The organism is Sorangium sp. So ce1504 (genome assembly GCF_051521635.1).
In the GTDB taxonomy this organism is placed as follows: Bacteria; Myxococcota_A; Polyangia; order Polyangiales; family Polyangiaceae; genus Sorangium; species Sorangium cellulosum_B.
The window spans coordinates 7514548-7527461 of the sequence record NZ_CP150365.1; the positions used below are offsets into that span (position 1 = coordinate 7514548).

12 protein-coding genes are annotated in these 12914 nt (G+C 69.9%); 1 reads left to right on the plus strand and 11 read right to left on the minus strand.

The genetic code is table 11. The features are described from left to right. Positions 1 to 70: 70 nt before the first annotated feature. Positions 71 to 1861: a C4-dicarboxylic acid transporter DauA gene (dauA, locus tag WMF39_RS28225; protein WP_437739581.1), complete on the minus strand. Its 1791-nt coding sequence runs from the start codon at positions 1859 to 1861 to the stop codon at positions 71 to 73. 307 nt (positions 1862 to 2168) lie between these two features. Here dauA and WMF39_RS28230 point away from each other — a divergent pair, with 307 nt between their 5' ends. Further along, a complete protein-coding gene (locus WMF39_RS28230) occupies positions 2169 to 3251 on the plus strand; it encodes an AraC family transcriptional regulator (protein ID WP_437739582.1) in 1083 nt (360 codons plus the stop codon). A 63-nt stretch (positions 3252 to 3314) separates the two neighbouring features. Here the strand turns inward: WMF39_RS28230 and WMF39_RS28235 are convergent, their stop codons facing one another. The 10 genes from WMF39_RS28235 to WMF39_RS28280 all read right to left on the minus strand — a co-directional run bounded on the left by WMF39_RS28235 (position 3315) and on the right by WMF39_RS28280 (position 12888). Beyond that, positions 3315 to 3902 carry a hypothetical protein gene (locus tag WMF39_RS28235; protein WP_437739583.1) on the minus strand — a complete coding sequence of 196 codons (588 nt, stop codon included), beginning with the start codon at positions 3900 to 3902 and terminating at the stop codon, positions 3315 to 3317. A gap of 45 nt (positions 3903 to 3947) precedes the next feature. After that, on the minus strand, positions 3948 to 4397 hold the full coding sequence (locus WMF39_RS28240; protein WP_437739584.1) for a hypothetical protein: 450 nt from the start codon (positions 4395 to 4397) through the stop codon (positions 3948 to 3950). 272 nt (positions 4398 to 4669) lie between these two features. Next, positions 4670 to 5524: a hypothetical protein gene (locus WMF39_RS28245; protein WP_437739585.1), complete on the minus strand. Its 855-nt coding sequence runs from the start codon at positions 5522 to 5524 to the stop codon at positions 4670 to 4672. 119 nt (positions 5525 to 5643) lie between these two features. After that, the gene (coaA, locus tag WMF39_RS28250; RefSeq protein ID WP_437739586.1) at positions 5644 to 6573 is read right to left on the minus strand and encodes a type I pantothenate kinase; all 930 of its coding nucleotides are present in this window, start codon (positions 6571 to 6573) and stop codon (positions 5644 to 5646) included. 205 nt (positions 6574 to 6778) lie between these two features. Then, positions 6779 to 7555: a mobilization protein gene (locus WMF39_RS28255; protein ID WP_437739587.1), complete on the minus strand. Its 777-nt coding sequence runs from the start codon at positions 7553 to 7555 to the stop codon at positions 6779 to 6781. Between the two features lie 51 nt (positions 7556 to 7606). After that, positions 7607 to 7750 (minus strand): hypothetical protein, encoded by a 144-nt coding sequence (locus WMF39_RS28260; protein WP_437739588.1) that lies wholly within the window; start codon positions 7748 to 7750, stop codon positions 7607 to 7609. Positions 7751 to 7779: 29 nt separating this feature from the next. Then, positions 7780 to 9240: a hypothetical protein gene (locus WMF39_RS28265; protein WP_437739589.1), complete on the minus strand. Its 1461-nt coding sequence runs from the start codon at positions 9238 to 9240 to the stop codon at positions 7780 to 7782. 179 nt (positions 9241 to 9419) lie between these two features. Then, positions 9420 to 10061: a bifunctional 4-hydroxy-2-oxoglutarate aldolase/2-dehydro-3-deoxy-phosphogluconate aldolase gene (locus WMF39_RS28270; RefSeq protein WP_437739590.1), complete on the minus strand. Its 642-nt coding sequence runs from the start codon at positions 10059 to 10061 to the stop codon at positions 9420 to 9422. After that, a complete protein-coding gene (locus WMF39_RS28275) occupies positions 10058 to 11155 on the minus strand; it encodes a PfkB family carbohydrate kinase (protein WP_437739591.1) in 1098 nt (365 codons plus the stop codon). Before WMF39_RS28275 ends, WMF39_RS28270 begins: the two co-directional genes overlap by 4 nt. Positions 11156 to 11265: 110 nt before the next feature. Further along, a complete protein-coding gene (locus tag WMF39_RS28280; RefSeq protein WP_437739592.1) occupies positions 11266 to 12888 on the minus strand; it encodes an MFS transporter in 1623 nt (540 codons plus the stop codon). Between the last annotated feature and the right edge of the window lie 26 nt (positions 12889 to 12914).

Below are 12914 nucleotides of genomic sequence, written 5' to 3' on the forward strand. Positions count from 1 at the left end.
CGGCGCACAGAGGCCGCAGAGGTGTCCGGCGAGAGAGGAGCGGTACCGCGGACCTGCCGGCAGCGAGCGCTCAGCCGTTCACCAGCTCGCCGGCGAGGCGGAGCGCCGCCGCCAGATCCTCCGCGACGTACACGCGCGGCGACCTCTCCTGGACGCGCGCCTTGTCGAAGATCTCGCGCGGCCTGGGCAACGGACCGGCGAGGATCACCGTCTTCTGGCGCCGCGCGAGCCCGTCGAGCGCGTTCTCGAGGGCGACGAACCCCGTGCTGTCGATGAACGGCACCTTGCCGAGGTCGAGGATCATCACCTCGTAGCTGTCCCCGCGGATGGCGTGCAGCGCCGCCATCGCCTTCTGGGCGGCGCCGAAGAACAGCGGGCCGTTGATCTCGTAGAGGGCGACCCGCCTCGGGAGCTCGACTTCGCTCGAACCGCCGGCGGCCTCCAGCACCGTCCGGCTCCCTGTCAGCTCGGCCATCCGGCGCATGAAGAGGATGGCGGCGAGGATCACGCCGGCCGACACGGCGATCACCATGTCCAGGATGACGGTGAGCCCATAACAGGTCAGGAGTACGAACACATCGCTCCTCGGCGCGAGACTCACGATACGGACGAAATGGTGGAGCTCGGACATGTTCCACGCGACGAGCAGCAGCAGCGCCGCCAGCGACGCCATGGGGACGTAGGCCACGAGCGGGGCGAAGACGAGGATCGACAGGAGGACGACCACGGCGTGGGTCACGGACGCGATCGGAGAGCGCGCGCCAGCCCGGATGTTCGTGGCCGTCCGCGCGAGCGCTCCGGTCGCCGCGATACCGCCGAAGATCGGCGCAACGATGTTCCCGATACCGAGGCCGATGAGCTCGGAGTCCGGATCGTGCTTGGTCCCTGTCATGCCGTCGGCGATGACCGCCGACAGCAGCGATTCGATGGCGCCGAGCATGGCGATCGCGAAGGCGGCGGGGAGCAGCTCCCTCACGAGCTCGAGCGAGAGCCCATCGCCCCACGGCAGCGAGGGCGTCGGGAGGATCGACGGGATCCCGGCGATCTCCACGCCGAAGGCCGTGGAGCGAAAGCGGCTGCCGATCGTCGCCACGGAGAACGCGGGGTAAACCGCGTCGACGGCCGCCGCGGCGAGCGACACGACGGTGATGGCGATGAGGGGTGCCGGCACCTTCTTGATGACGCGGGGGACGAGCAAGAGCAGGGCGAGCGTCGAGGCGGCGACGGCGAGCTCGCAGAGGTCGGCCGTCCCGCGCGCGGCCCACAAGGCCGCCACCTTGGCGGTGTAGTGCTCCGGGAGCGGCCCGGCCTGGAGGCCCAGGACGTCCTTCACCTGGAGCGTCGCGATCACGGTGGCGATCCCGGCGGTGAAGCCCGTGGTCACCGGATACGGGATGTATTCGATGAGCCGGCCGAGCCGCACGAGCCCCATGATCACGAGCAGCACGCCGGCCAGGAGCCCCGCCGTCATCAGCCCGGACAGCCCGTGCTCCGCCACGATGGGCGCGAGGATCACCACGAAGGCCGCCGTCGGGCCGGTGACCTGGAACTTGCAGCCGCCCAGCAGCGCCACCAGCGCGCCGGCCACGATCGTCGTGTAGAGCCCGTGCTGAGGAGGAGCCCCCACCGCGATCGCGAGGGCCATCGAGAGCGGGAGCGCCACGACGCCGACGACGGTGCCTGCCAGGAGGTCGGCCTGGAGATCCCCGAGGCCGTACCCCTCGCCAAGGCAGCGCCGGAGCGCCGACGCCACCGGAATCCGATGCCGCGCCGGAGCAGGCTGCGAGGTGGGCGGCCGGGGCGCTTCGCGGCCCTGGCCCGGCCGGTCGATCGCAGCGACGCGCTCGGATCTGAACGACATCGTCATACCTCCATCGAATGCTCGTGGATGTCGAGCAACATCGGATACTGAGCAACATCGGTGCCACGCGACGATGTCCTCTGTTGGTCGCTCGATGCGCGCCGTTTGATGGCGGAGCGCGGGCTCGAACCGGGTTAACGACGAATCGTCGCCATGAATTTCTTGGCTGCCGGCTACAACGACAATTTGACGTAGTCATCGAGCCCGTCGCCGTCGTGCCGTATCACGGGCGCTCGGCGAGCGCTGAGCTCACCCCGCTCACCCCGTTCGTCTCGCGGTCCACGGCGGGTGATAGACTCGCTCGGGCATGCCGTCTTCCCCGTCGCGGCCCACGGTGTCCATGGCCATCGTCGGCCGGGTGATCTCGTATGCCGCCTCTCGCGGCCTCCGCCACAGCGATCTTCTCGAGGTCGCCGGCGTCTCCGCCGAGTCGCTGACCGACGCGGACAGCCGCATACCGGTGACGTCGTTCGACGCCCTGTGGGCGCACATGGTACGCGCGCTCGACGATCCCGGGGCGCCCATCCGCCTCGCCGCGCGGACGCGCATGGAGGAGATGCACGTCATGGGCTTCGCGGTCATGACGAGCGCGAGCGCCCGTGAGTCGCTCGACCGTGTCGACCGCTACATGGTGCTCCTTCAGGATACACCGCGCTGGGTGACCGATACCACGACGGACCCGGACGCTCCGTTCGCGGAGCTGCACCGCTCGCCCCGCTTCACGCTGGGCGCGCGCGTCGCGACCGAGTGCAGCCTTGCGGTGTACATCCGTTGCTTCCGCCAGTGCGCTGGCGTCGAGTTCTCGCCGCTCCGGGTCAGCTTCCGCCACGCCGCGCCGCGCGATCTCGCCGCGCACCGAGACTTCTTCCGCTGCCCTGTCGAGTTCGACGCGCCCCGCGATGGCTTTGCCTTCCCACCGTCGTTGCTGGACCTCGTGCCTCGCGACGCGAACCCGGCCCTGAGCGCGTTCTTCCACCAGCACGCGGAGGAGCTGCGCCGCCGTCGCGTCGCCGACGCGTCGGCCATGTCCGATAGGGTGCGTGACGTCATCGCGCACCTCCTCGCCTCGGGCGAGCCGTCGGCGACCGCCGTCGCGCGGCGGCTCGGGACGAGCGAGCGCACGCTGCGGCGGCACCTCGAGGACGAGGGGACGACGCTGCGGCAGATCGTCGGCGGGGTGCGCCGTCAGACCGCCGAGGAGCTGCTCCGCGAGAGCGACACATCGATGTCGGAGATCGCCTTTCTGCTGGGGTTCTCGGAGGTGACGGCCTTCGCGCGGGCCTTCAAGCGCTGGTCCGGGAGGACGCCCGGCCGGTTCCGTGAGGAGGCGCGCGGCGCCCCGGGGCGCCGCGTCGCAGCGGGCGTGGACCGCGCGGCGGACGACGGCTGACCGCCGGGGCGATGGCCCGCCTGGCCCGGGGCCTCGGGCCGCGGCCATCCAGCGCGCCCGGTCTCAGTACGATATCTCGGCGGCGGCGACCTTCTCTCTCGCCGCTTCCCACGACATCGGGAGATCACCCGCGCCGACGGTCCACTGGGTCACGACGCCGTGGACGCTGACCGCGCTCGCCGCGCTCATCGCCGAGAGGTGGGCGTCCGACATCACGAACTTCCCCATCGCCTCTTCGTCCTTCCACACCGTGATGGTCCTCGCATAGCCGCACTTCGCCGACGTTCCGAGCGTGAAGCCGATCAGCCCTTCCTGCGCGGGCAGCTGGGCGAGGATGGGCCCCATCAGCTCGCCGAACCTCCGCTGCGCCGCCTCGTCGGGCTTCATCCAGAGCAGGGTCGACGAGACAACATAGGAGTCCTGCGCGGCGCCCGTGAGCGCGCCGTCCGCGAACCCGGGCCCGCCGAACGGCGCGCTCTGCAGATCGTCATCTGTGCACGTGAACTGGGAGGCGGCGGTCTGTGTGCCCGAGCCGCCGCTCGTGTTGCTCGGTGTCCCATCGTCCGCGCCGCACGCCGGGACGAAGGCGGCGACCGCGACGAGGAGCGGGACAAGCGCGACGCGAGAGAGGGAAAAGTCAATTCGAGACATGGTGGACCTCATGACAGGAAAGAAGGTGATGTTGTCGGGTGCGAATCAGCGCTCGTCCGCGCGCGCGGGCGAGACCACGCCGAAGACGAGAACGGGGAAGGTCCGCTGCAGGCGGCGAGACGTGAACTCCGTGCGCCGGCCGAAGCTCCTGACCGAGACGCGCGCGCCCACCGGCTGTCCGCTGCCGAGGGTCACGGCCCACATCGGGCTGCCGCCGTCCGGCCGCACGGCGAGGTAGGTGTAACTCCCTGCCGCGAGCCGCTCCTCGACGATGCCGACCACGGGCGCGAGGTCGCCGAGGGATCTCGATAGGTCGCCGAGCGGGCTGCCGGGCGGCGCGTCTCCCGCGACGTTCCGGTCGGCGTGCGTCCCAGGATGCGCAGCGGCGTGGACTACGAGCGAGCCGCCGGCGGCCACGAGCCCGACCAGCAGGGCAGCGGCCACGAGGGCGCGGGTCTGGAGGAAGCGCGAGGTGCGATGAGCGGCGAGCAGCATGCCGGGAAGCTACGCGCCGCGGCTGGCGCCAGCCTTTGCCCGTGCGGCCAAGTTGTTGGCCCGCTCGGCCACGCCGCCGGCCGCCGACCCGACCCAGGTTGGGCGCCCACCCGACCCAGGTTGGGCGCCCCCCCGGCCCAGGAGGCGACCTGACCCAGGTTGCGTCGGCCGGTGTGGCCACCCGACCCAGGTTGCGTCGGCTGCCGGTGTGGCCACCCGACCCAGGTTGCGTCGGCTGACCCAGGTCGAGTCGGCCAGACCGGTTCCGCCGCTCAATCCACCGGGAATTGTTCCGCTATCCAGGCCTCCCAGCCCGGCGGCACTCGGGTGGCCTCAAGGTAGCGACGCAGCTGGTGGGCGTCGTCGAAGGCGGACATTCCCCACAAGCGAAACGCGTCGACATAACCCATGTCGTCCTCAAACGAATCGGCGAAGTCGGCGAGCTCCAAGCCGAGCTGCCAGGGCGCCTTGACGTCCCCGGCGCAGAGCAGTCGAGCCAGCGAAAGGAGCCCGTCGCGAGGCTCGATCGGAGCTGCGTCGCCGCTCGCGAGCGCGGTCGCGCACGCTCGCCAACCCTCCGGTACGGCGGGAGGCATCCACCCGTCGCCTCTCCGGAGCTCGGCGACCTGGCGCGACCAGAACCAGAGTTCGCGGGTGTTGTAGCGGGCCGCCTTCTCGGGCGTCTCGTACGATTCCCACGGCCAACGCACGCCGTCCTGCTGGCTGAGCCATATGGTGAAGGAGACGTCGACCGCGATGAGCCCCTGCTCCAGGAGCGCCGATCGACGCGAGGCCGCCGCGATCGGGTCCTCGTCGTCGCCGTCCTCCTCGTCGCCGCCCTCGTCATCTGCCCGTTCATCCGTCGGGTGCAAGACCTTGTGAACGGCCTCTGCCCAGGTGATCGGCGCGGGAGGGTGGCGTCGCAGGTAGGCGATGCGTGTTTCGCGGTCCGGCGCGAGCTGTTCGAGAAAGACGCCCCACATCCCCAACCAGTCTTCACCGGAGCCCATTCGCCAGCCGAGCGTGTAGCGCTCGTAGTCGGGGAAGCGCTCCCATGGAGGAGCGATGTCGCCGTGCTGGTCGACGTGCTCGCGGAGGCGGGAGCGACAGCTCTCTTTCCAGTCCATGACAGCAGCATACAACAGTTCACCGCCGTCGTCGTCGACAGCGGTGTCAAGACGCCACCGACGGAAAGCGCGTGGACCTGGACACGACAGGCGCTCTGCGCCGGCCGTGAACCTCTACATCAGAGCCGGCGGAGCCACACGGCGCGCACGGCGTGGTCGGGCCCCTTCTCCAGCACGACGTCGGCGCGTGCCCGCGTCGGCAGGATGTTCTCGGTCAGGTTGGGACCGTTGATCGTGCGCCAGACCTGCAACGCGAAGGCGCGCGCCTCGTCGTCCCCCATCGCCGCATAACGGTGGAAATACGAGGAGGGGTCACGAAACGCCGTGGCCCGCAGCGCGAAGAAGCGCTCGATGTACCAGCGCTCGATGTCGGCCTCGTCCGCGTGGACATAGATCCCGATGTCGAAGAAGTCGCTGACGGCGATCGCCGCGGCACGGTCGGCGCCCTGCAGCACGTTCAGGCCCTCGAGGATCACGACGTCGGGCTGCCTCACGGTCTGCACCTTCCCGGCGATCACGTCGTAGGTGGCGTGCGAGTAGACCGGCACGTCGATCGCTTCGACGCCCGCCTCGAGGTCGGCGAGGAACTTCACCAGCCGCCCGAGATCGTAGCTCTCGGGAAACCCCTTGCGGTGCAGGCCGCCGCGCGAGGCGAGCACCGCGTTGGGGTACAGGAAGCCGTCCGTGGTCACCAGGTCCACCCGCGGGTGGTCAGGCCATCGCGCGAGCAGCGCTTGCAGCACGCGCGCGGTCGTGCTCTTGCCCACCGCGACCGACCCGGCAATGCCGATCACGAAAGGCCGCCGCGCGATGGGGCGGCCAAGGAAGGTGTCCTTCACGCGGCGGAGCTGCTGCGCCGCGCCTACGTGCAGGTTGAGCAGCCTCGAGAGCGGCAAGTAAATCGTCGCGACCTCGTCGAGCGAGAGCCGATCATTGAGGCCCCGCAAGACCACGAGGTCGGCCTCGGTGAGGGTGAGCGGCGTGGCCGCGCGCAGGCAACCCCACTGCGCAGCGGCGAAGATCTCGTACGTCGTGGTGGCGGCGTCCATGATGGGTCGGAGCCGATGGTCCGCTTCCGAGCGTGCCATCCGAAGCAATCTCGCGAGCGGGAGCAAGGGGCCCGTGGCGCGACGCTTCGTCGGCGGCGAGCGCCGAGGCGCGCTCCCGCGCGGCCGGGTCGAGGTCAGGGGTCGACCCGAGACCACGGGGGCGGCTCACCCCCAAGGCCCTGCTCAAGCGCCCCCGGCGCCTTGGTCAGGTCGCGACCCGTTCGTTGCTCGCGGCCGATTCGAGCTGCTGTTGCGCCGACTCGGGGTGTTGCGGCACGACCACGGCAGATGCGCGTTCCGTCGCTGGCCGCCAGTTGCCCGCTGCCTCCAGCGCAGCCTGCGCGCGTTCCAACCAGAGCTTGGCGCGGCGACGCTCCAGGACGGACAGCGCTTGCGGCCCCTCGCTCGTGTTGATGGCGGCCCAGAAGCTCGAACCGAAACGGTCGATCTTGTACATCACCGACGAGTCGAGCTCCGGCAATGTCACGGCTTGTCCGCCGCGTTCGAGCAGGCGTTGGTACGCGGGTGACGCGTCGAGCTGGCTGAAGTCCCTCGAGCGACCTTGGTTCTTCACCACGATATGCTGCAGCCCGTCGCCCGGCGCCGCGAGGACCCGCTCGAGGTGGGACACCGAATCGAAGCCGCCGTCGGTGACGTGCCAGGACACGAGCTGGACGCCCATTTCCCGCGCGCAGGTGAGGACGTCGGTCGACTCGATCCAGCGCTCGAGAGCCCGATGGCTCTGCGCAGGCAGGTCGACGAGCACCACGCGATCGCCTCCGAGCGCGCTGTCCAGGATCTGATCGGCGCTATCGAGCTGATCGAGATCCACGCGCTGCGTGTAGTCCGCGTAGTAACGGCGGAGCGCGCCATGCGACAGATCCGCATCGAGTGCTGCGAACGGAAGCGCTCGGTCGATGAATAGCTGCGCCAGCAGCCGAGCGACCACGCTCTTGCCGACGCCACCTTTCTCGCCGCCCACAAAATGTACAGTACTCATGCACCTCCCCCTTCGGCCACCATGTCGCGGAAGTCAAGCCATTCGTAGCAAATGGCGTTCCGGCGTCGCTATGCGCCGGTGGCGCGACGTCGAGGCGACGCGATCGGGGTCGAGCAGCGCGAGCACTGCCTCCGCGACCTGGCTCGCGAAGGCGTCGCGCGAGAGCGTGCGGATCAAACGCGACCCGGGTCGCCCACCGCCGTCGCTCAGAAGAAGCTGTAGAGGGACAGCTTGATGCGCTCGTTGGTCGCGGTCACGTCGTCCGCGAAGGTCTGCTCCGAGTACTGGAACGAGAGGCCCGCGCGGATGGCCGGCGTGATGTCGGCGAACAGGTTGCCGTCGATGTAACGCGACTTGTGGTAGGCCGTGCGGAGCGCGCCGTAGCCGTTCTCCTCGGTCACCCGGTCGTTCGAGCCCTGGGTGTAGTTGCCGGAGATGGAGAAGCGCCCCGAGGGCGGCAGATAGTACTGGAGCCCGACCATGAACCCCGTCCAGCCGATCGTCTTCAGGTTGTTGTTCGCGTCGTACACCGCGAGGCCGTTGTCGATGTTCGGCGTATAGGTCGCTCCAGCGTCAGGGAGCGGCGGGTGCGGCACGTTGCTCGCGACGCCGACGATGTCCGAGATGCCCGTGCCCGTGAAGAACGAGCCGGTCAACGTCAGCGCGTTGCCGGATTCCTCCAGCGACTTGGCCGGGATGATCGGGAGCAGCGCATCGACCGAGATCCCGTAGCCGTTGGCCGAGCTCGACTCGACCGGGGCGGCGGAGTGCTCGTTGACCCTGAAACGGCGGAAGATGCCCGAGACGCCGAGCGTCAGCGGGTCGTGCAGCATCCCGGCGGCGCCGAGCGTGTGGATCCCCTTCCAGCCGTTGAAGCCGACGCGCAACCCCGCCTGCATGTCAGGCACCTCGGAGTCGCGCTGCGGCGGCTTGAGGACGGCAGCGGCGAGCTCCACGTTGGCGGCGTCCGACTTGAAGTTGTGGCCGACGCGCAGCTGCGGCATCCGCCCGAACACCTGGTTCATCACCGGGAAGAAGGACGTCGTGGCCGGGAAGAAGTACGGCTGCCACCCGAACAGGTGATAGCCCTGTCCAATCAACAGGTCGACGTAGTCCGTTTCGACCTTGATGTTGGCCTGACGCAAACGGAAGGTGCCGCTGCTCACCAGCGAGGCCTCGGAGACGGTGGGCGGCTGATTGCCGAAGAAGTCGAGCTCCAGCATGGCCGTGGTCTTGATCCCGGACACCTCGGGCGCGGTCACCTTGACGCCGAACCTGGAGTTCCGCGTCGTGAAGTGCGTGCGGCCGTGCGAGCCGGCGTAGGTGTCCTCGCGCTGGATCACCGTGGCCCCGACCGACTCCCCGAAGCTCTGGGTGGAGTCGTGCATGATGTCGAACTCCGCCATCCCATAAATCGTGGCCTTCCACTTGGCGGTGACGGGAACAGGATCCTTGGAGGCCGGCTTGACGGCCTCCGCCGGCGGCGCCGCCGGAGCAGCCACGTCCGCAGGCGGCGTGGCCGGCGCCTGCGCGTCCGCCGGCGTGGCCGGCGCAGCGGCCTGCGGAGCGGCCGCGTCCGGCGCCGGCGGGGGAGTCTGGGCGTGCGCGACCGCCGCCACGAAGAAAATCGACGCACCGACTAGGTTCGCAACCTTCGATTGATTCATGTTCGAAGCCCCTGGGTTATCCATGGCGCCAGGAATCCCCTGCAAACGCCGCAGATGGTGAGTTCAACGAAGTTTCACGTCGCACCGCGCAGCTCGCGGCTTGGGCGCCGCAGCCGTCTCCCCGGCGGAGCAGCCTGGGTCGAGGCGGCAAACGGCGTTCGCGCCGCCTGCGCGCTTCCTCAAGATGCGCGGCCCGCGTCGCAGAACGCACGGGCGCGGGCGACGAGCTCGTCGCGCCGCCCGTCGCGCAGGAGCTTGAGATCCACGAGGTTGCCGCCGACGCCGACCGCCACCGCGCCCGCCGCGAAGAAGGTGCCCACGTTCTGCAGCGTCACGCCGCCCGTGGGCATGAGCGGGATATGGGGCAGAGGCGCCTTGAGCGATTTGAGGTACGAGGCGCCGCCGAGGGCGTCGCAGGGGAACACCTTCACGACATCTCCGCCCGCCCGGTGCGCCGCCACGACCTCGGTGGGCGTGAGCGCGCCGGGAGCGTGGACGACGTTCATCGCGACGCACGCCCTCACCGTCGCCTCGTCGAGCGCGGGGCTGACCACGAAGCGCGCCCCGGCCTCGACGCACGCCTCGGCGGCGCGGGCGTCGAGCACCGTCCCGGCGCCCACGAGCGCCCGATCGCCGTGGCGCGCGGCGACCTCGCGCACGACCTCGACCGCGCCGGGCACGGTCATCGTGATCTCGAGCACGTCGATCCCCCCCTCGAGGAGGGCCTCGACCGCCTGCAGCGCCTCGTCGGCCGAGCCGGCGCGCACCACAGGGACGATGCGCCCGCGCGCGATCCACTCGAGCACGGATTGCTTGTTCATCGGTCCACCCGGGCGGTGCCCATCTTCATCGCCTTGAGCACCTCGTCGAGGGTCGCCATCGTCGTGTCGCCGGGCGTCGTCATCGCGAGCGCCCCGTGCGCCGCGCCGCAATCGACCGCCCACTGCGGCCCCTTGCCCATCAGGAAGCCGTAGATGAGCCCCGAGGCGAACGAGTCGCCGCCGCCCACGCGATCGAAGATCTCCAGGTCCTTGCGCTCGGGCGCCTTGTAGAGCTGGCGGCCCTGGTACAGCACCGCGCTCCAGTCGTTGCGCGTCGCCGAGGTCGCCACGCGGAGCGTCGTCGCCACCGCCCGGATGTTCGGAAACACCGAGAGGACGCGCTCGATCATGCTCTCGAACGCGCCGACGCGCAGGTTGGCGTGCCCCTCGTCGACGCCCTCGACCTCGAAGCCCAGGGCAGCCGTGAAATCCTCCTCGTTGCCCAGCATCACATCGACGTACGGCGCGAGCGCTCGATTGACCTCCTGCGCGCGGGCCTGACCACCGATCGACTTCCAGAGCGACGGACGGTAGTTGAGATCGTAGGAGACGACGACGCCGTGCCGCCTGGCCGCCTCCATCGCCTCCTTCGCCACCGAAGGCGTGGTCTCGGAGAGCGCGGCGAAGATACCGCCGGTGTGGAACCACCGCGCGCCCTCGGCGCCGAAGATCGTATCCCAGTCGATCTCGCCGGGCTTCAGCTGAGACGCGGCCGTGTGGCCACGGTCCGAGAGGCCGACCGCCCCGCGAATGCCGAAGCCCCGCTCGGTGAAGTTCAGGCCGTTGCGCACGAGGCGCCCCACGCCGTCGTGCGTCGCCCAGCGAACGTGCGTGAGATCCACGCCGCCCTGCATCATGAGATCCTCGAGCAGGCGGCCGACGGGGTTGTCCGCGAGGGCGGTCACGATGGCCGACCTGAGCCGGAAACAGCGGCGCAGGCCGCGGGCGACGTTGTACTCGCCGCCTCCCTCCCAGGCGTGGAAGCTGCGGGCGGTGGAGATCCGCCCGTCGCCGGGATCGAGGCGCAGCATGACCTCGCCGAGGGACACGAGATCCCAGCGGCAGGTGGAAGGATCACGGAGCGTGAAGGACATGGATACCTTGCAGTGGTGCAGGCCGCGTGGCGGAAGAGCTGGTGGACAAGCAGGGTTCAAGGGGCCACCGCCATCGCGGAGATCGCGATGAGGCGCGCCGATGGCGGTGATTACCGATCGCCTCCTGGCGCGCGGGACGACTCGACCTCTGCGGCGGACGGGCCTGTGTAGCCCTTGGCGGCAGCGCCCTTCCCCTCGACGATGGGTCGCCCATCGCGGTCGAACTTGACGAGCTCCGCCTTGGTCCCCGCGGCCGTCGGCCAGAGGTACCAGCGCGCGTCCATCCAGCCCACGTGGGCGGCGGGGCCCTCGACCGGCGCGCCCGTCGCTTTCAGCTGGGCCGGCCGCGTCGCCCGGTACTGGTCGACAGAGGTATACGCAGGACGGTTGAGGGCGAATTGCAGCCCCGCGATGCTGGCGAGCATCACCAGGCCGCCAGCGACGATCGCCGCGCTCGGCACGCGCCGCTTCGGCGCGACCGGCTCGACGCGCGGCAGGATGAGGTGCAGCGCCAGCAGGCCGACGAGGTACAGCGTGCCCGCGAGCAGGAACGGCAGGACGTACGAGCCCGTGGACGTGAGCGCCCAGCCGACGAAGATCTGGAAGAGCGCGCCGCCGACGACGCCGAACGCGGTCATGACGCCGACCACCGTGGCCATCGCGGGGCGCGGGAGGGCATCCGAGACGAGCGTGTAGAGGTTGCTGCTCCAGCCCTGGTGCGCTGCCGCGGCGAGCGACAGGATCGCGACCGCGACGTAGATCGTGGGGATGCCCGCGACGCTCGGGACATCGACGAGGAGCCCGACGGACATGACGGGCACCGCGGAGAGCGCACACGCGAGCATCGCGAGCTTCCGCGCCGCGCCGACCGAGCGGCCGCTCGCGATGAGCCTGGAGGACAGCCAGCCGCCGCCGATCGCGCCGCCGTCCGCCACGAGGAACACGACGGGGATGGCGTAGGCCATGAAGGTCGGCTTCAGGTTGAACTCGCTGACAAGGAACTTCGGCAGCCAGGTGAGGTAGAACCACCACGGCGCGTCGGTGAAGAACTTCGCCGCCGCGACCGCGTAGACGGGCCGCATCCCGAACACCTCGCCGACGCCGAGGGACTCTGTCGCCTCCTTCGCGTCGGAGCGGATGTGCGCGAGCTCCTCGGGCGATACCTTCGGGTGCTCCTCGGGCCGCCGGTAGAGGCGCGTCCAGAAGAAGATCCACACGACGCCGACGCCGCCCAGGATGAGGAAGCAGGTCCGCCATCCGTATGCCTCCGCGATGCGCACCGCCAGGAGCGGGGCCAGGATGGCGCCGACGTTGGAGCCGCAGTTGAACAGCCCGGTCGCGAGCGCCCTCTCCTTCTTGGGGAACCACTCGGCCACGGTGCGGACGGCGGCCGGGAAGTTGCCGGCCTCGCCGACCCCGAGCAGGAAGCGGATACCGGCGAAGCCGGCGAAGCTGCCGACGATGGCGTGGCCGGCCGAGGCGATGTTCCAGAGCAGGAACGTCGCGCTGAGCCCCTTGCGCGGCCCGACGCGGTCGATCCAGCGACCGACGAACACCATGCCGAAGCCGTAGGAGAGCAGGAAGCTCACGTTGATGAGCGCGAGGTCCGTCGGCCCGAGCTTCAGCTCGCTCTCGAAGAACGGTATCAGCAGGGAGAACAGCTGCCGATCGAGGTAGTTGATCGTCGTCGCGAAGAAGAGGAGCGCGCAGATGGTCCAGCGAGTGCGGGACATGACGCCGGCGGTCGCCGGGGCCACGG

Excerpts from the sequence above, each read along its gene's own strand:
- dauA (WP_437739581.1), bottom strand. The coding sequence starts at position 1,861 with ATGTCGTTCAGATCCGAGCGCGTCGCTGCGATCGACCGGCCGGGCCAG.
- WMF39_RS28230 (WP_437739582.1), top strand. The coding sequence starts at position 2,169 with ATGCCGTCTTCCCCGTCGCGGCCCACGGTGTCCATGGCCATCGTCGGC.
- WMF39_RS28235 (WP_437739583.1), bottom strand. The coding sequence starts at position 3,902 with ATGTCTCGAATTGACTTTTCCCTCTCTCGCGTCGCGCTTGTCCCGCTC.
- WMF39_RS28240 (WP_437739584.1), bottom strand. The coding sequence starts at position 4,397 with ATGCTGCTCGCCGCTCATCGCACCTCGCGCTTCCTCCAGACCCGCGCC.
- WMF39_RS28245 (WP_437739585.1), bottom strand. The coding sequence starts at position 5,524 with ATGGACTGGAAAGAGAGCTGTCGCTCCCGCCTCCGCGAGCACGTCGAC.
- coaA (WP_437739586.1), bottom strand. The coding sequence starts at position 6,573 with ATGGACGCCGCCACCACGACGTACGAGATCTTCGCCGCTGCGCAGTGG.
- WMF39_RS28265 (WP_437739589.1), bottom strand. The coding sequence starts at position 9,240 with ATGAATCAATCGAAGGTTGCGAACCTAGTCGGTGCGTCGATTTTCTTC.
- WMF39_RS28270 (WP_437739590.1), bottom strand. The coding sequence starts at position 10,061 with ATGAACAAGCAATCCGTGCTCGAGTGGATCGCGCGCGGGCGCATCGTC.
- WMF39_RS28275 (WP_437739591.1), bottom strand. The coding sequence starts at position 11,155 with ATGTCCTTCACGCTCCGTGATCCTTCCACCTGCCGCTGGGATCTCGTG.
- WMF39_RS28280 (WP_437739592.1), bottom strand. The coding sequence starts at position 12,888 with ATGTCCCGCACTCGCTGGACCATCTGCGCGCTCCTCTTCTTCGCGACG.